This is a genomic window from Luteimonas sp. 9C, assembly GCF_902506295.1.
Taxonomy (GTDB): Bacteria; Pseudomonadota; Gammaproteobacteria; order Xanthomonadales; family Xanthomonadaceae; genus Luteimonas.
The window spans coordinates 326,586-343,711 of sequence record NZ_LR733313.1; the positions used below are offsets into that span (position 1 = coordinate 326,586).

General features: G+C 67.7%; 19 protein-coding genes. 4 read left to right on the forward strand and 15 right to left on the reverse strand.

Features of this window, described 5'->3' with window-relative positions; genetic code table 11:
* Position 1: 1 nt before the first annotated feature.
* The 8 genes from CURTO8I2_RS14555 to CURTO8I2_RS15505 form a co-directional block, all read right to left on the reverse strand.
* Complete coding sequence (locus tag CURTO8I2_RS14555) at positions 2 to 1,243, reverse strand: lipoprotein-releasing ABC transporter permease subunit (protein WP_159681962.1); 1,242 nt, start codon at positions 1,241 to 1,243, stop codon at positions 2 to 4.
* Between the two features lie 69 nt (positions 1,244 to 1,312).
* A complete protein-coding gene (locus CURTO8I2_RS14560; RefSeq protein ID WP_236551172.1) occupies positions 1,313 to 1,690 on the reverse strand; it encodes a hypothetical protein in 378 nt (125 codons plus the stop codon).
* Positions 1,691 to 1,730: 40 nt separating this feature from the next.
* On the reverse strand, positions 1,731 to 1,988 hold the full coding sequence (locus CURTO8I2_RS14565) for a succinate dehydrogenase assembly factor 2 (protein WP_159681964.1): 258 nt from the start codon (positions 1,986 to 1,988) through the stop codon (positions 1,731 to 1,733).
* A 52-nt stretch (positions 1,989 to 2,040) separates the two neighbouring features.
* Positions 2,041 to 2,823 carry a succinate dehydrogenase iron-sulfur subunit gene (locus CURTO8I2_RS14570; protein ID WP_159681965.1) on the reverse strand — a complete coding sequence of 261 codons (783 nt, stop codon included), beginning with the start codon at positions 2,821 to 2,823 and terminating at the stop codon, positions 2,041 to 2,043.
* Between the two features lie 14 nt (positions 2,824 to 2,837).
* Positions 2,838 to 4,628 (reverse strand): succinate dehydrogenase flavoprotein subunit, encoded by a 1,791-nt coding sequence (sdhA, locus tag CURTO8I2_RS14575; RefSeq protein WP_159681966.1) that lies wholly within the window; start codon positions 4,626 to 4,628, stop codon positions 2,838 to 2,840.
* A gap of 7 nt (positions 4,629 to 4,635) precedes the next feature.
* Complete coding sequence (gene sdhD / locus CURTO8I2_RS14580; protein ID WP_159681967.1) at positions 4,636 to 5,055, reverse strand: succinate dehydrogenase, hydrophobic membrane anchor protein; 420 nt, start codon at positions 5,053 to 5,055, stop codon at positions 4,636 to 4,638.
* Positions 5,052 to 5,447, reverse strand: coding sequence for a succinate dehydrogenase, cytochrome b556 subunit (sdhC, locus tag CURTO8I2_RS14585; RefSeq protein WP_159681968.1), 396 nt, complete (start codon positions 5,445 to 5,447; stop codon positions 5,052 to 5,054). Before sdhC ends, sdhD begins: the two co-directional genes overlap by 4 nt.
* 81 nt (positions 5,448 to 5,528) lie before the next feature.
* Entirely contained in the window at positions 5,529 to 5,840 is a 312-nt protein-coding gene (locus CURTO8I2_RS15505; RefSeq protein ID WP_236551173.1) for a succinate dehydrogenase assembly factor 4, read from the reverse strand.
* Here CURTO8I2_RS15505 and CURTO8I2_RS14595 point away from each other — a divergent pair.
* Together CURTO8I2_RS14595 and CURTO8I2_RS14600 are read left to right on the forward strand one after the other, a co-directional pair.
* Entirely contained in the window at positions 5,830 to 6,582 is a 753-nt protein-coding gene (locus tag CURTO8I2_RS14595) for a folate-binding protein (protein WP_236551174.1), read from the forward strand. The two genes, CURTO8I2_RS15505 and CURTO8I2_RS14595, sit on opposite strands and share 11 nt — an antisense overlap.
* 167 nt (positions 6,583 to 6,749) lie before the next feature.
* The gene (locus CURTO8I2_RS14600; protein ID WP_159681970.1) at positions 6,750 to 7,247 is read left to right on the forward strand and encodes an OmpA family protein; all 498 of its coding nucleotides are present in this window, start codon (positions 6,750 to 6,752) and stop codon (positions 7,245 to 7,247) included.
* Between the two features lie 93 nt (positions 7,248 to 7,340).
* Here CURTO8I2_RS14600 and CURTO8I2_RS14605 read toward each other — a convergent pair whose 3' ends face one another.
* The 4 genes from CURTO8I2_RS14605 to CURTO8I2_RS14620 all read right to left on the reverse strand — a co-directional run bounded on the left by CURTO8I2_RS14605 (position 7,341) and on the right by CURTO8I2_RS14620 (position 12,384).
* Complete coding sequence (locus tag CURTO8I2_RS14605; RefSeq protein ID WP_159681971.1) at positions 7,341 to 9,611, reverse strand: thiamine pyrophosphate-dependent enzyme; 2,271 nt, start codon at positions 9,609 to 9,611, stop codon at positions 7,341 to 7,343.
* A gap of 10 nt (positions 9,612 to 9,621) precedes the next feature.
* Positions 9,622 to 10,233 (reverse strand): GNAT family N-acetyltransferase, encoded by a 612-nt coding sequence (locus tag CURTO8I2_RS14610; RefSeq protein WP_159681972.1) that lies wholly within the window; start codon positions 10,231 to 10,233, stop codon positions 9,622 to 9,624.
* 69 nt (positions 10,234 to 10,302) lie between these two features.
* Positions 10,303 to 11,466, reverse strand: coding sequence for an acyl-CoA dehydrogenase family protein (locus tag CURTO8I2_RS14615; RefSeq protein ID WP_159681973.1), 1,164 nt, complete (start codon positions 11,464 to 11,466; stop codon positions 10,303 to 10,305).
* Positions 11,467 to 11,592: 126 nt separating this feature from the next.
* Positions 11,593 to 12,384: a glycine zipper 2TM domain-containing protein gene (locus CURTO8I2_RS14620; RefSeq protein ID WP_159681974.1), complete on the reverse strand. Its 792-nt coding sequence runs from the start codon at positions 12,382 to 12,384 to the stop codon at positions 11,593 to 11,595.
* A gap of 173 nt (positions 12,385 to 12,557) precedes the next feature.
* On the opposite strand from CURTO8I2_RS14620, the gene CURTO8I2_RS14625 reads away from it, so the two are divergent.
* Positions 12,558 to 12,797, forward strand: coding sequence for a DUF6116 family protein (locus CURTO8I2_RS14625; RefSeq protein ID WP_159681975.1), 240 nt, complete (start codon positions 12,558 to 12,560; stop codon positions 12,795 to 12,797).
* A gap of 8 nt (positions 12,798 to 12,805) precedes the next feature.
* The gene (locus tag CURTO8I2_RS14630; protein ID WP_236551175.1) at positions 12,806 to 13,573 is read left to right on the forward strand and encodes a TatD family hydrolase; all 768 of its coding nucleotides are present in this window, start codon (positions 12,806 to 12,808) and stop codon (positions 13,571 to 13,573) included.
* Between the two features lie 9 nt (positions 13,574 to 13,582).
* Here the strand turns inward: CURTO8I2_RS14630 and CURTO8I2_RS14635 are convergent, their stop codons facing one another.
* The 3 genes from CURTO8I2_RS14635 to CURTO8I2_RS14645 form a co-directional block, all read right to left on the reverse strand.
* On the reverse strand, positions 13,583 to 14,386 hold the full coding sequence (locus CURTO8I2_RS14635) for a tRNA threonylcarbamoyladenosine dehydratase (RefSeq protein ID WP_159681976.1): 804 nt from the start codon (positions 14,384 to 14,386) through the stop codon (positions 13,583 to 13,585).
* A 160-nt stretch (positions 14,387 to 14,546) separates the two neighbouring features.
* Positions 14,547 to 16,379, reverse strand: a complete 1,833-nt coding sequence (locus CURTO8I2_RS14640; RefSeq protein ID WP_159681977.1) for a DUF2207 domain-containing protein — start codon at positions 16,377 to 16,379, stop codon at positions 14,547 to 14,549.
* A 271-nt stretch (positions 16,380 to 16,650) separates the two neighbouring features.
* On the reverse strand, positions 16,651 to 17,061 hold the full coding sequence (locus CURTO8I2_RS14645; RefSeq protein ID WP_159681978.1) for a hypothetical protein: 411 nt from the start codon (positions 17,059 to 17,061) through the stop codon (positions 16,651 to 16,653).
* Positions 17,062 to 17,126: the final 65 nt, after the last annotated feature.

Below are 17,126 nucleotides of genomic sequence, written 5' to 3' on the forward strand. Positions count from 1 at the left end.
GTCACTCATAGCGCAGCGCCTCCGCCGGGGCCGTGCGCGCCGCGCGCAGCGCCGGATAGATCGTCGCGACGAAGGCCATCACCAGGGCGACGCTGGCGATCATCACCACGTCGCTGACCTGCAGGTCGATCGGCAGGCCGGTCACGTAATAGACGTCCTCGGGCATCAGCACGACGCCGAACAGGCGTTCGATCGCGCCGAGGATGTGTTCGAGATTGAAGGTGAGCAGCAGGCCCCCGGTGATGCCGAGGATCGTGCCGATCACGCCGATCATCGTGCCCTGCACCATGAACACCTGCATGACCCCGCCGGGCGTGAGCCCCAGCGTGCGCAGGATGGCGATGTCGGCCTGCTTGTCCGTCACCAGGCTCACCTGGGAGGCGACGAGATTGAACGAGCCCATGACGATGATCAGCGACAACAGGATGCCGATCATCGTCTTCTCGAGTTTGAGCGCCCGGAACATGTTCGCGTTCTCGATGCTCCAGTCGCTCACGCGATACACGCCGCCCAGCTTGTGCACCAGATCGCGCGTGACCTCCTGCGCGCGATCCATGTCGTGCAGTTTCAGGCGCACGCCGGTGACGCCGTCGCCGATCCGTAGCAGACGTTGCGCATCACTGAGATTGACCACGGCCAGGCGGCGGTCGAAATCCTGGTAGCCGGCTTCGAAAATGCCGCTGACGGTGAAGCGCTTGAGCTGCGGCACCGCGCCCATCGGCGTGACCTGGAAATCGGTGGTCACGATGACGCTATCGCCCACGCCCACGCCCAGCCACAGCGCGAGTTCGCGCCCGAGCACGATGTTGAACGTGCCCGGCTGCAGATCCTCGAGCTTGCCGATGACCATCGACGTGGCGAGATCGGACACCTGCGACTCGTCCTCGGGCACGATCGCGCGCACCGCAGCCGGCTCATTGCGACGGCCGCGCAGCAGCGCCTGGGTGTCGACGTAGGGCGCGGCGCCGGCGACGCGGGCATCCTCGCGCGCCACGTCGACCGCACGCTGCCAGTTCGACAGCGTGTCGCCGTCGGCGCTGATCGTCGCGTGCGCGACCATGCCGAGCATGCGGTCGCGGATTTCCTTCTGGAAGCCGCTCATCACCGCGAGCGTGGTGATCAGCACGGTCACGCCGATGGCGATGCCGAGGATCGAGGCCAGCGAGATGAAGGAGATGAAGCCGTTGCGCCGTTTGGCCCTGAGATAACGCAGGCCGATGGCGGCAGGAATGGGTCTGAGCATGGACGTCCGGTCATGGGGGCCGCGGCGCCTGCGGCAGCTCCGCCGGTGCACCGCCCGCCCGGGGCGTCGCTATGGTGCCATCGAATCCGTCGGCGGTCGCGTCGCGAGGGCGGATGCGGCCAGTCGGAGTTCACGTCGTGCGGGCGGCGGCAGGCGGTCGGGCCACCACAGCAGATGCCGTCGACGCCGCCCCTCCCGCCAGCGCAGGATCGCCAGCGGGCCCCGCCATTCGATGTGCGGGGTGTCGAGGACGACGCCATCGAGATGGGCGGCACCTGCGGCATCGATGACGAGTGCGCGCACCGGGGCACGCCGCTCGCAGGCGATGCAATAGACAGTGGCGGCGATGACCGGCGGCATCCCGCACACGGCGGCGAGCGGCGGCAGTTCCGACAGCCAGAGCGCCACGCAGGCACCGGCGCCGAGGACACCGAGTGCGTTCTGCAACAGGATCGAGGGCCGCCATGCCAATCGCAGCGGCAGCGGTTCAGCCGGGCGGGAGCTGCCGGATCGACTGGACGAGGGTGTCGAGCTGCGCATCGTCGGGACGCTCATGGCCGAGGAACCATTTCCAGAGCCTATCGTCCTCGCAATCCAGCAGCCGTCGGAAAACCTCGCGTTCGGCTTCGGTGGATGTCGACCAGCAGCGGTCGAGCCAGCGTTCGAACAGCCGGTCGAGCTCGCGCATGCCCCGACGGCTGCGCCAGCGCAGGCGACGGAGTTCGGTGGCGTCGTCGTAGGTCATCGCCGTGCGGCGTGTCCGATCGATGCAGGCGCATCGACCGGACACGCGTCGATCAGCCGCGTCGCGCCAGCATCAGCTGCTTGATCTCGCCGATCGCCTTGGCCGGATTCAGACCCTTGGGGCAGGTCCGGGCACAGTTCATGATCGTGTGGCAGCGGTAGAGCTTGAACGGATCTTCCAGATCGTCCAGACGCGCACCGGTGTCTTCGTCGCGGCTGTCGATGATCCAGCGGTAGGCCTGCAGCAGGACCGCCGGGCCGAGGTAGCGCTCGCCGTTCCACCAGTAGCTCGGGCAGCTGGTCGAACAACAGGCGCACAGGATGCACTCGTACAGACCGTCCAGCTTGGCGCGGTCTTCCTTGGACTGCAGGCGCTCGCGGTCCGGAGGCGCCGCACTCTGGGTGCGGATCCAAGGCTGGATCGAGGCGTACTGCGCATAGAAATGGGTCAGGTCGGGCACCAGATCCTTGACCACTTCCATGTGCGGCAGCGGGTAGATCGGCACCTCGGCCTTCTGGCAGTCCTCGATCGCACGGGTACAGGCCAGCGTGTTCGTGCCGTCGATGTTCATCGCGCATGAACCGCAGATGCCCTCGCGGCACGACCGGCGGAAGGTCAGCGTCGGGTCGATCTCGTTCTTGATCTTGATCAGCGCGTCGAGAACCATCGGACCGCACTTGTCGAGATCGATCTCGTAGGTGTCCGTGGACGGGTTGCGGCCGTCGTCGGGATTCCAGCGATAGACCTTGAAGGTGCGCGTGCGCGTGGCGCCCGTGGCCGGGAAGTGCCGGCCCTGCTGCACCTTGGAATTCTTCGGGAGCGAAAATTCTGCCATCTGGGGTCCCCGGCTCAGTAAACGCGTGCTTTCGGCGGCACGACTTCGACTTCGTCGTCGAGCGTGTACATGTGCACCGGGCGGTAATCGATCTGCGTGTTGCCGGCATCGTCGGCCCAGCACAGCGTGTGCTTGTGCCAGTTCTCGTCGTCGCGGTCCGGGAAGTCCTCGTGCGCGTGCGCGCCCCGGGATTCCTTGCGGTTCTCGGCCGACACGATGGTCACCAGCGCCTGGCCCAGCAGGTTCTGCAGTTCCATGGTCTCGATCAGGTCCGAGTTCCAGACCATCGACCGGTCGCTGACCTTGACGTCGGCGAAGGACGCGTGGATCTCGCGGATCTTGTCGACGCCCTCGGCCAGCGTCTTGCTGGTGCGGAACACCGCGGCGTCGTTCTGCATCGTGCGCTGCATCTTGTCGCGGATCACCGAGGTCGGCGTGCCGCCGGTCGCGTGGCGCAGCTTGTCGAGGTTCGCCAGCGACTTGTCGCAGGCATCCTTGGCGAGCGGCTTGTGGCGCGCGTTCGGCGTGATCGTCTCGGCGCAACGGTTCGCGACCGCGCGGCCGAAGACCACCAAGTCGAGCAGCGAGTTCGAGCCCAAGCGGTTGGCGCCGTGCACCGACACGCAGGCAGCCTCGCCGATCGCGTACAGACCCGGGACCACCGCATCCGGATTGCCGTCCTTCAACTGCACGACTTCGCCGTGGTAGTTGGTCGGAATGCCACCCATGTTGTAGTGGACGGTCGGAATCACCGGAATCGGCTGCTTCTCGACGTCGACGCCGGCGAAGATCCGCGCGCTCTCGGCGATGCCGGGCAGCTTCTCGTGGATTTCCTTCGGGTCGAGGTGGGTCAGGTCCAGATGGATGTGATCCTGGTGTTCGCCCACGCCGCGGCCTTCGCGGATTTCCATCGTCATCGAACGCGAGACGACGTCGCGCGAGGCGAGATCCTTGGCGTTCGGCGCGTAGCGCTCCATGAAACGCTCGCCGCTGGCGTTGCGCAGGATGCCGCCTTCGCCGCGCACGCCTTCGGTGATCAGGCAGCCCGCGCCGTAGATGCCGGTCGGGTGGAACTGCACGAACTCCATGTCCTGCAGGCCCAAGCCCGCGCGCAGCGCCATGCCGCCGCCGTCACCCGTGCAGGTGTGGGCGGAGGTCGCGGAGAAATACGCACGGCCGTAGCCACCGGTCGCCAGCACCACGCCCTGGGCGCGGAACAGATGCAGCGTGCCCTCGGCCATGTCGAGCGCGAGCACGCCGCGGCAGGCGCCGTCCTCGTCCATGATCAGGTCGAGCGCGAAGTACTCGATGAAGAAGCGCGCGTCGTGCGCCAGCGACTGCTGGTAGAGCGTGTGCAGGATCGCGTGGCCGGTACGGTCGGCCGCCGCGCAGGTGCGCTGGGCGATGCCCTTGCCGTATTCGGTGGTCATGCCACCGAACGGACGCTGGTAGATCTTGCCCTCTTCGGTGCGCGAGAACGGCACGCCCTGGTGCTCGAGCTCGATGATCGCGGGGATGGCCTCGCGGCACATGTACTGGATGGCGTCCTGGTCGCCCAGCCAGTCGGAGCCCTTGATCGTGTCGTAGAAGTGGTAGCGCCAGTCGTCGTCGCCCATGTTGCCGAGCGCGGCGGAGATGCCGCCCTGCGCCGCAACGGTATGCGAGCGCGTCGGGAAGACCTTGGTCAGACATGCGGTCTGCAGGCCCTTGTGGGCCAGTCCGAAGGTCGCGCGCAGGCCGGCGCCGCCGGCGCCGACGACGATCATGTCGTAGGTGTGTTCGGTGATCTTGTAGGCGTTGGTCATGTGGTTCTCAGCCCAGCAGTGCGATGCGCGCAATCGCGTACAGCGATGCGAGCGCGCCGGCGGCGCAGGCGAATGTGACGAGGAGCTGGAGGCTGACCTCCAGTGCGCGCTGGTGGATGTAATCCTCGATCACCACCTGCAGGCCAAGCTTGGCGTGCCAGAACATCACGATGGCGAACAGTCCGAACGCGATCGCGTTGAACGGACGCGCGATGACGGTCTGCACGGTGACGAGATCCGCGCCGGCCAGCGACACCAGCGTGCCGATGAACCAGGCGACCAGCGGCACCAGCGCCACCGCGGTGACGCGCTGCCACCAGAAATGACCGGTTCCGGTCTTGCCAGACCCCAGGCCGCGTGCGCGACCGACCGGCGTGCGGAAATCGCGCTGGCGCACGACCTCGACCGGCGTCTTCGACTCGCTCATGCGCCACCCCGCAATGCAATGAACCAGATCACGGCCGTCAGCACGACGGCCAGGGTGATCACGGTGTACCCGGAGCGATAGACCTCCGGCAGTTCGAAGCCCATGCCCGCATCCCACATCAGGTGGCGGATGCCGTTGAGCAGGTGGTAGACCAGCGCGAAGGAGAACGCCGCGAGTGCGAGCGTGCCCAGCGGCGAGGCGAGACAGGCCGATGCGCTCGCGTAGGCGTCGCCGCCCTGGGCGACCGCAAGCAACCACCAGGCGAGACCGAATGCGCCGATCGAGGCGATGATGCCGGTCACCCGGTGCATCAGGGACATCACCGATGTGATCTGCAGGCGATAGAGCGTGCCGAGCATGAACGGTGACAGGGGACGGTTACGGTGTGCCATCGTTGTGGTGCTCTCCTCGCTGGCGGCGTCTCGCCGCGTGGCTGGTACTGCGGACCCGCGCGCCAGACGCGACGTGACGGATCAGAAATCGATGCAACGACCGTTCTTTTCCCAATCGCCATAGCGCGTGGGATCAAGGCCGTCACGGCCCCCGATCTCCTCGGTCTGCGGCGATGCCGGAACAGGCATTTCCGCCGGCGTCGACGGCGGTGTGTCCGCCTGCTCGCCTATGATGTCGGGGTTGGTCATCCATTCAATTTTAGTTCCCACTGGCATGTCAGACAAGCTGCAATCCACTTCCGCGCCTGCATTCGCGCTGCCGGACATCGCGTCGTTGACGCTGCGCGGACGCGACTGCATCGCATTCGCGCAGGCGCAGTTCATGAGCGACATCGCCGCGCTCGGCGACGGAGCGTGGCAGTGGAGCGGTTGGTTGACGCCGAAGGGGCGTGTGATTGCCTTGTTCGCCGTTCTGCGGCACAGCGCCGAGCGGCTCGACCTGATCGTGCTCGATGCCGATATCGCCGCATTGGCGACATCGTTGAAACGCTACGTCTTCCGCAGCAAGGTCTCGATCGAGGTCCGCAGCGGCGTTTCTGCGATGGGACGGTTCGCATTGCCATCGGTTGCGCGCGGCGCGAGTGCCGCCATCGATGGCGCGATGATCGAGCTGGATCTCGGCGCACCCTCGGATCCGCGCACCCTGTCCCTGCGCGAAACCGATCCGGTCTTCGCCATCGATCCGGATGCGCAACAGCGCTGGCGCGCCTGCGACCTCGCCCATGGACTGCCCCGGCTCGACGCCGGGCAGAGCGAGCAATGGACGCCGCAGCAGCTGTCGATGGAGCGCCTGCGCGCCTTCAGCGTGTCCAAGGGCTGCTATCCGGGCCAGGAAATCGTCGCGCGCACCCACTTCCTCGGCCAGGCCAAACGTGGCCTGGCCGTCCTGCGCGGCGCGCCGGATGCCGTGGCGGGCGCCGATGTGCGCACCGGGGACCAGGCCCTGGGCAAGGTCGTCTCCGTCGCGGGAGACCTGCTGCTCGCCGTGCTGCCGCTGGAACGTGCCGACGCCCCGCTGCAGGTCGACGGCGTCGACGTCAGCGACCTCCCGCTGCTGGACGGCCTGGCCCGCTGACGCTCGCCGGATCGACCGCGCAAGCCGCCATCCGACGGTCGTGATCCGGCTGCTATGCTCGGCCGCGACAGGGGGCGCCACGCGCCCTGGGGAATGTCGAAGCCGTCGCCGCACGGGCCGCCGCCCGCGTGGCGGCACGCGTCAGGGGAACCAGCCAAGGGGACGTCATGAAGCACAGCTCGCTGTCTGCGGCGTTGGCCGCATCCGTGGTCGCATCTCTACTCGCGGCCTGCGTCAGCTCCACGCCCGCGCCACCGCAGGCCCCGCCACCGCCACCCGAGCCGACCGCGTTCGTCGAACAACTCGACGCCGACGGCCTGTTCGCGTTCGGCAAGGCCGACATCGACGCCATCAGTCCCGCTGGACGCGCCGCGCTCGACGCGCTTGCCGGCCGACTGTCCGGGCGCCCACTGGAGATCGTGCACGTCATCGGCCACAGCGACCGCATCGGCAACCGGCAGGCCAACCTGCGCCTGTCGAACCGCCGGGCCGACGCCGTGCGCAGTTATCTGGTGGAGCACGGCGTACCGGCCGACCGCATCACCGCCGTCGGTCGCGGCGACGTGGAGCCGGTGGCCGAGTGCGGTTCGGAGCGCGGTCAGGCGCTGATCGCCTGTCTCGCACCGAACCGGCGCGTGGAGGTCCGGGTGCGTCTGGCGGACTGAAACGCCGCCGCACTCCGATCGATCCCGCCTCCCGTTGCGGGAGGCGGCCTGTCGAGGACGGACGCCACCGCCGGGCGGGTCCGGGCGCGGCGCTCACACCATCGTCAGCGCCGCGGCGACGATATCGCGCTCCGATGGAATCACCAGGAACGCCGCGCCTGCCAGCGGCGTGAACGTATCGGCGCCCACCACGCGTCGCAGCGGCACGTCGCCGAAGCCGGCCTCCGCGATCGCGGTGACGATGCCCTCGCCCACGCCGGCGCTGCGCCGGCCCTCGTCGACCACCAGGACCCGCGCACATGCGCCGACATGGCGCGCGATCTCGCCCTCGTTGAGCGGCAGCAGCCAGCGCAGGTCGACCACGCGCACCTGCCAGCCGCGCTCGGCTTCGATCGCACGCGCCGCGCGCAGGCTCATCGGCACCCCGTTGCCGAACGTCAGCACGACCAGATCGGTCGCGTCCGGGTCATAGATCCGGGCCTCGCCGAAGGGCATCGCCTGATCCGGCGCCGGATACGGGGTCGACCAGCCGCCGTCGCCGGCGGTGTGGAGATCCTTGGTCATGTACAGCGCGATCGGCTCCAGGAACAGGCAGACGCGCCCGTCGACCTTCGCCATCGCGGCCAGCGTGCGCAGCATCGTGGCCGCATCGTCGCCGCGCGACGGACAGCCGACCACGATGCCGGGAATGTCGCGCAGTGCCGCAATCGAATTGTCGTTGTGGAAATGCCCGCCGAACCCGCGCTGGTAACCCAGCGACGCGATCCGCACGACCATCGGGTTGCGGTACTGGCCGTTGCTGAAGAATTGCAGGCTCGCCGCCTCGCCGCGGATCTGGTCGCCGGCGTTGTGGAAGTACGCCAGGTACTGGATCTCGGGCAGCGCGAGCATGCCCATGTTGGCGAAGCCCTGCGCCAGGCCGAGGATCGTCGTCTCGTCGAGCAGCGTGTTGAACACGCGACGCCCGCCGAACGTTTTCTGCAGACCCTTGGTCACCGTGTAGACACCGCCCTTCTTCGCGACGTCCTCGCCGAACAGCAGGGATTCGGGATATTTGGCGAACAGGTCGTGCAGCGCCTGGTTGATCTGTACGGCCAGATGTTTCGCCGGCTGGCGTTCGGGCAGCCCTGCCTCGCTGCCGAAGCCCGCCACGCGCGCCGCGATGTCGGGCACGCGCGTTGCCTCGGCATGCACCTGCTCGGGCGAATACGGCGCCAGGGGGGCCATGACGTCATCGAGCCGGGTCAGGCGTGGACGGCGGTCGGCGTCTTCCGCGGCGGCGAAGCAGCGCAGGCGCGTCGCTTCATAGAGTGCCAGCAGATCGCGGCCGGACAGCAGACCGGATTCAAGTGCGATCGCCGCGCTGCGCAGCAGGGGATCGCCGGCCTCCACAGCACACAGCTCGGCCAGGTCACGCCATTCGATCTCGAAATCGGTACCCGCATGGCCCATCAGCCGCGTCGTGCGCAGATGCAGGAACGTCGGCCGGCGCGTGCGCCGGCAATGCGCGACCGCCCGCTCGACCGCGCCATAGCCCGCCGCCAGATCCAGGCCGTCGGCGGCGAAATAATCGAGATCCGGCCGGTGCGCGAAGTTGCGTGCGATCCAGCCATCGGGTGTCTTCACCGAAATGCCGATCCCGTTGTCCTCGCAGACGAACAGCACCGGCGCCGGCAGCTTCTGGTACGCGGTGTAGGCCGCGGCGTTGAACGCCGTCTGCGCGGTCGCATGGTTGCTCGACGCATCGCCGAACGAGCACACCACGATGCTGTCGGCCGGCACCGGCAGTGCGTGACCGATCCGACGCGCGTGTTCGATCGCGATCGCGGTGCCCAGCGCCTTGGGCAGGTGCGAGGCGATCGTCGAGGTCTGCGGCAGCACCCACAACGGTTTGCTGCCCCAGACCTTGTGCCGGCCGCCGCTGGCCGGATCGTCCGCACTGGCAGCGAACGACAGCGCCGAATCCATCACCGGATCCATACCCGGCACCTTGCGGAACCGCTCGGCCATGAAGCCGCCGCTGCGGTAATGCAGGAAGGCCGGATCGGTATGCCGCGTGGCGCGCGCCACCATCGCATTGCCTTCGTGGCCGCTGGAGCCGATCGTGTAGAAAACCTTGTTCTGGACGCGCAGCACCCGCGCCATCAGATCGAGATGGCGGCTGATCAGCTGCGATTCGAACAGCTCCAGGAAACCGCGCGCATCGAGCGCGCTGCCGTCGAGCACCGGCGCGTCATCGTCGGGTGCCGCACCGGCCGGACCCGGCCAGTCGCGGACGAACTGCTGGAAATTCGCGTCGCAGATCTCGGCGCGGTTGAGGCCCTTCATGCGGGCAGGAATCAGATCGGGAACGACTGCGAACATCGAATCACCTTCAGTCCGGGGCCGCGGTCCTCGCGGCGTTGACCGGCGCGGGCGCCGGCATATCGATGACGCCTGGCGCGCTTCGGAGGCGCGCCTGCCACTGCGTACGCGTCTGCCCCCACAGCTCGACGGTCGCCTCGTGCGCCGGCGCCGGCAGGCGCACCGGGCCGCGCAGGGTCGAACCCAATCGCTGGGCGACGTGCTGCGAGGCCCGGTTCTCCGGCGCGATGCAATGGACGATCTCGTCCCACCCGAGCGTGTCGAACGCCCAGTCGATCGCGGCCACCGCGGATTCGAGGGCGTAGCCGCGTCCCCACGCATCGGGATGGAACGCGTAGCCGATCTCGGTGCCCGGCCAGCCGTCCGGCTGCCACGGGCCCATCTGCCCGAGCCAGCGGCCGTCGGCCTTGTCGATGACCGAGAACATCGCGAAGCCCTGCACCGCCCATGCGCCCGGCATCTGCAGGAACTTGCGCCACGCCGCGCCGCGCGGCAGGTGGCCGCCGATGTACCGGCAGGCAGCCTCGTCGGCCATCAGGTCCGCGTAGCGCTCGAAATCCCCGATCCGCGGCAGGCGCAGGATCAGCCGTTCGGTTTCGAGCTGGACTTCCGGATACGACACGCGTGCCTCCTGGAACGTCGTTGCAACGGCGCTGGATCCGGACGCACGCGGCGTCCGGATGACCGGATCTCAGAACGCGTTGATGCCGGTCAGCTCACGCCCCACCACGAGCTGATGGACCGTTTCCGTCCCCTCGTAGGTGATCACCGATTCGAGATTGAGCGCGTGGCGGATCGGGCTGTGTTCGGTGGTGATGCCGGCGCCGCCGAGCAGGTCCCGCGCCTCGCGCGCGATGTCGATCGCCATGCGGCAGTTGTTCCACTTCGCGAGGCTGACCTGCGTGGGCTGCATGTTGCCCGCGTCCTTCAAGCGACCGAGCTGCAGCGACAGCAGCTGCGCGGTCGTGATGCGGCGCGCCCAGTCGGCCATCTTGATCTGCGCGCTTTGCGTCGCCGCGACCGGGCGTTCGAACAGGATGCGCTCCTTCGAATAGTTCAGCGCCTCGTCGAGACAGGCGATCGCCGCGCCGATCGGTCCCCAGGTGATGCCGTAACGCGCCTGCGTCAGACAGCCCAGCGGACCCTTCAGACCTTTGACGTTCGGCAGGCGGTTCGCCTCCGGCACGCGCACGCCGTCGAAATACAGCGCGCTGGTCACCGACGCCCGCAGGCTCATCTTGTGCTTGATTTCCTGCGCGGTGAAGCCGGCGAAGTCCTTCTCGACCAGGAAGCCCTGGATGCCGTCCTCGGTCTGCGCCCAGACGATCGCCACGTGGGCCAGATTGCCGTTGGTGATCCACATCTTCGAGCCATTGAGCACCCAGTCGTCGCCGTCGCGCTTCGCATGGGTCTTCATGTTCGCCGGATCCGAGCCGCCGTGCGCTTCGGTCAATCCGAAGCAGCCGATGACCTCACCCTTGGCCATATCCGGCAGCCAGCGTCGGCGCTGGTCTTCGCTGCCGTAGGCGAAGATCGGGTACATGCACAGCGAGGACTGCACGCTGGCGAAGCTGCGCAGACCCGAGTCGCCGCGCTCGAGTTCCTGGCAGATCAGCCCGTAGCTGACCGAATTGAGCCCGGCGCAGCCATATGCCTCCGGCAGCGTCGCGCCCAGCAGGCCGAGGCCCGCCATCTCGGGAACGAGATCGTGCGGGAAGCGCGCCTGGTCGAAACAGTCGCCGATGATCGGCAGCACGCGTTCGTCGGTGAAGCGCGCGACCGCATCCTGGACCGCACGCTCCTCGTCGGTCAGCAGCGAACGCACGTCGTACAGATCGTAGGGATGCAGGGCCATGGCGGATCGTCCCGGAGGGTGATCGCTCGATTGTATCGAGGGCAACGATCGCGTGCCGAGACCGCCCGGACACGCGAAGGGCCGGCGTATGGCCGGCCCTTCGGGTCACGCGATCAGACGGTCAGATCACTGGCGGTCGGCGGACGACTCCAGCGCAGCGGTCATGATGCGACCGTTGATGACCGGCAAACGCTCCGCCGGCTGCTCGTCCATGCGGATCGTGCGCTCGGTGCCGTCGTAGACGTAGGTCACGTCGTAACCGACCGTGCGCTCTTCGTCACCCAGCAGGATGCGGTTGCCCGGCTTGGCATCGGTGCGCATCGAACCGGTCGTGCCGTCCGGATTGCGGTAGCTCACGTTGTAGGCCACGACGCGCGAGGACTGCGACGAGTCCTGCACCGTGCGGCACTGGCGATCGACACGCTCGGTCACCCGGCCGCCGACATGGTTGCGGTCGACCCGGTTGCCCACGAAGCCACCGGCGGTGGCACCCGCCGCGGTCGCCAGCTTGCGACCGTTGCCGCTGCCGATCTGGTTGCCGACCAGGCCGCCGATCAGCGCTCCGGCCACGGTGCCGCCCACGTTGCCGTCGCGCTCGGGCAGACGCTCCTGCACGACCACGTCTTCGCAGACCTCGCGCGGCGAACTGCTAGTCATGGTCTCGCGGATGGGCTCGCTGCCGAGCACCGTCGCGTAGAGCTGTCCGGTCTCGGTCACCGGGCGCACGTCGACGACATCCGCGTAGTCGAGCGCATCGCGCTCAGCCTCGATGGGTTCGCCGGTCCGGGCATCGATGGCGCCGGGGACATCCGCGCCCGCAACCGGATCGGCGGCGTCGCGGCTGTTGTGATACGCCCCGACGGCCACGCCACCCACGAGCAGGGATGCCAATGCAATCGCGATCGTGTTGCTCTTCATCGCTCTCTCCTTTCGACCTGGACGGCCTGTTTCGTTCTTGGTGCCGATTGCAGCATCCGCATGCTGAACAGCCACCGGAAAACGGCCCTCCAGGCTGACGACCCGCTAAACCGGGGTTGCGAACCGGCGTGCTAGCGTCCATCTGCTGACGTATCCCGCCGCTGGAGCCTGCCGTGCGCAACCCATTGTCCGCCCCGCTCATCGCCTGGCTGTCGCGGCTGAGTTATCCGCGCATCTTCATGGTCGTCGCCGTGCTGTTCGGCGTGAACCTCCTGATTCCCGATCCGATCATCCTGGTCGACGAGGTCCTGCTCGGCCTGGCGACCGTCGTGCTGGCCAAGCGCAAGCGCACGCCCAAGTCGGGTGATGCGGCGCCCCGACCGCCGCTCGACGGCGAGGCCCGTCGCTCCTGACCGCGCCCGTGCTGGTCGACAGCCACTGCCATCTCGACGCGCCCGAGTTTGATCCCGACCGGGACGCAGTGGTCGCGCGCGCCCGACAGGCCGGGATTGCGCACCAGGTGGTGCCGGCGACGCATGCCGAGGCCTGGCCGAAGTTGCGCGCGGTCTGCGCCGCGGCGCCCGGCCTGCATGCCAGCTACGGACTGCATCCGACCTTTCTCGCCCACCACCGGCCCGCGCATCTCGATGCGCTCGCCGAGTGGGTGGCACGCGAGCGCCCGGTGGCGATCGGCGAATGCGGGCTGGATCATTTCGTCGACGGTCTCGATGCGGATGCGCAGTTGCAGTACTTCGAAGGGCAACTGCGGCTTGCACACGCGCAGGACCTGCCGGTGATCGTGCATGCGCGGCGTGCGGTGGAACAGACGATCGGTCTGCTGCGCCGTTTCGACGGCCTGCGCGGCGTGGTCCACAGTTTCAGCGGCAGCCCGGAACAGGCCGCGCAGCTGTGGAAACTCGGGTTCCTGATCGGACTCGGCGGGCCGCTGACCTTCGACCGCGCGAAGCGCCTGCATCGCGTGGTCGAAGGGATGCCGCTCGAACAACTGCTGCTCGAGACCGACGCCCCCGACCAGCCCGATGCCGACCATCGCGGCCAGCGCAACGAACCGGCACGGCTGACGCGCATCCGCGATGTCGTGGCGGCCTTGCGCGGGATTACGCCTGACGCGGTCGCCGCGCAGACCACGCGCAATGCACTGTCGCTTTTCAGGATCGCCGCCGCGTGAGGCGTGCGCTCAGGCGGCGACGTCTGCCGGGGGCTTGAGCAGCAGTTCGATCGCGCGGCCGACCGCCGCGAACGCGAAGGCGCCGGTGATGTGCGTCGCCGCGCCCAGGCCGCTTCCGCAATCGAGGTTCAGCGCCGCGTCCGGGCCCAGCTGGGGCCGCAGTCCGCAGACGGTCCCGTCGGCCTGGGGATAGCGCACGTTCTCCAGCGAGTAGATCGCCGACACGCCGAAGTAGCGCTTGGGCGTCTTGGGGAAGTTGAATTCCGCGCGCAGTTTCTTGCGGATCAGCGCGAGCATCGCATCGTGCTCGGTGCGCGACAGGTCGCGCACCCGCACCAGGGTCGGATCGATGCGCCCGCCCGCGGCGCCGACCGTGATCACCGGCAATTTGCGCCGCCGGCACCAGGCGATCAGCTCGACCTTGCTGCGGAAGCTGTCGCAGGCGTCGATGACGAGATCGAAACCGCCGCCCAGCATCTCCTCCAGATTGCCCGGCGTCACGAACGCCTGGACGGCATGCAGCGTCATCGACGGGTTGATCGCGCGGCAGCGCTCGGCCATGGCTTCGGCCTTGTTGCGGCCGTAATGCCCGGTGAGCGCGGGCAACTGCCGGTTGGTGTTGGACACGCAGATGTCGTCGGCGTCGATCAGGGTCAGCGCGCCGACGCCGGTGCGCGCGAGCGCTTCGGCGACCCATGAGCCCACACCGCCCAGACCGACGACCGCGACGTGCCGCTGCAGCAGGCGCGTGACGCTGCCTTGCCCGTAGAGGCGTTCGATGCCGGAAAAACGTGCGCGTGCGTCTTCGTCCATCGGCACAGTTTAACGGCGGCGGGCGGCACACGGCCGCGTGCTAAGGTCGCGCCGCACAGCGCCCCGCCAGGAATCCGCGATGTCCACCCCGCCCGCCTCCGCCACGCCGCCGTTAAACTGTGCCGATGNTTGCGGGGGCCACTGCGTCGATGACCTGGTATCACGCGACCGGGCACCTCGGCAGCGGCGGCGCCGGCGACATCGCCGGCTTCAGCAAGGCGATCGGCAACAGCTTCAGCGCGCAGATCGCGTCGTCATCGACGCCGCCACCCGAGAACCCGCCGCCACCACCGCCGGACGAACTCCCCGACGCACTGCCCGGCGGCGTCGATGACGACGCGATCTGCGCGCTGAAGCTGTTGCCGATCGCCTTGCTGAAGCCGGCGATGTCGCCGGCGCCGCCGCTGCCGAGGTGCCCGGTCGCGTGATACCAGGTCATCGACGCAGTGGCCCCCGCAACCGCCGCCGCACCGACGGCCGCGGTGAACTTCTGCGTCCACGCATCCTCGACCTCCAACGCCACCGCATACGGCAGCAGGAATTCGAAGCGGTCGGCATGCAGTGGCGCGTCGTCGCCCGGCCCCTTGAGCCGCGCCAGGTCCTGCTGGTCGGCGACGGTCAGATAACGCTTGAAGCCATCGATGCGGTCGCGCATTGCGCGGCCGTCCGGCGTGACTGCCGGAATCAGGAACAGGAACACGAAGAACGCGACCACCATCAGCACGACGATGACGATCGCCGGCAGCAGCCCTTGCCCGCCACCAAAGGTGAACGTCGCGGCACCGAAACCCAGCAGGATCGCCAGCAGGCCGAACAGGCTCTTGCCGTTGTAGCGGTACAGGCCCTTCGGAAAGCGCAGCTTCATCGCCGCCTTGATGCGCTTCTGGTGCGCCGCGAGAATCGTCTGCATACGGCTGGCGTGGGTGTTGTCGAGTTCAAGCTGGTCGCCGTCCTTGAAAAGATCAGTCAAAAGCGCGTCCTGCTCCGCAGACACCGGCCGCCCTTCGCCCGCGCTGCGCTCCACTCGCCAGTCTTCTTCGAGCAGCTTCTTGTTGCGGTGGATCTCCAGCCGGCGCGCCACCGCCAGCGACAGCACATCGGCCGAGAACGCACGCGTATCCGTGTGGTTCTTCTCGATATGTCGCAACGCCGCAGGCGACAGATCATCCGGCGGGTCGTACAGCACGATGATCGTGCCTGCTTTCGGGTCGCGGCCCACCGCAAACCAGCGCTGGAAGCCGAACGCGAGCAGCGACAGCAACCCCACCAGCGCGATCAACGGTGCGCGGTTGTCGCGCAACAGCCAGTGCGCTTTCTGCGCGGTGGTCGGCTCCGGCGCCAGTCCCTTCGGGAACGCCAGCACCGTGGTCAGCCCTTCGCCCGGGTCCAACGGTGCGGTCAGCGTCCAGCGCGCCTCGCTTGGCCCCGTGACCACGGCCGTGCAGGCCTGCGCACGCGAACCCTGCGGGCCGGTCCAGCACTCCGGCAACAGCGCGTCGACGGGCACGGCGTCCGGCAGACGCAAGGTCACGCTGCCCGCCTCGATCGGAAACATCCAGCCCAGGCCGATCGCATTCCAGTACAGCTCGTCATGCGCATCGAAGAAGCCGATCTGGCGCGACGTGCGATAGCGCAACTCATAGGTGAACGCAGCTGGCACCGGCAGGAAATCGTCGCCGCCGAAGTTCACCCGCACGCCGTTGTTCAACTGTTCGATGAAGTACGGCTCGGTACGGCCGTCGCGCAGCAAGCCGAGCATCTCGAAGTCGACGACGACCCGGTTGCCGTGGCGATCCCTGTAACGCGTCGGGAAATCGCGATAGATGCCGCGGCGGATGTTCTGCCCTTCGGCGCGCACGCGAATGCGCTCGGTCACGTCGAGACTGCCGTCCGCGTTGACCTGCAGTTCGCTGTCGTAGGAAAGGATGCGTTCCTGCGCGAGCAGGGGCGTCGCACACAGCCCCAGCAGGATCGACAGCAGCAGTCGGATCATCGAACGACTCCAAGAAAATGACAGCCGGCTTATGAGACCAACCGCGCTGGGCCGACGATCCTACCGCGCACGGCCTTGTGCGAAGACTTGAGCCTGCCAACGGGACATCGGCTCTACCCGTCAAAGCGCTCGTCTTTCACGCCTCGGTCGCTGACCACTTCCAAGGAGACACCGCGCTTCGATCCCTGGCTTGATCCCGCGCGACTTCAGCCTCGTCTGAATGACACGGGACAGGGATGTGTTCCCACCATCGCAACGTCCAGTCGATACATCAGGCCTCATGCTCCAGAAGCGGCACGTAGTCATTTGGCGAAGCGATCTGCCCGAGCGCGAGCTGTTGCTGCCTGTCCTGCTCGAGTGCGATGTCACGGAACCGCTGCAGATGCTCGCGTGCTTCGGACACCGTGACTGGCGTTTCATCAGCATCTGGAATCTCGCACGCTTCGACCCACAGCACCCGCAGCGGAAGGCTGCCGTCCTCGATTCCCGCAAGCAGTCCGACCACCGTCGTTTTGGACGCAGGCCACTCGCCGGAAAACACGGGAACGTCGAGCATCACAAGGCCATCTGCAGCACGACGCTGGATCTCGCCGAAAGAAAGCGGGCAGATCCTGCGAAGTGCGCCGATATCACCGGCACTCAGCGTGTCCTTGCTCGACTTGAATCGGAATGCGCCTGGCATCGGACGGCTCCAACGGATGAGGTCTGAGCCTCGGGCGTTCTATTGTCCGGATTGCCGCTGCGGAA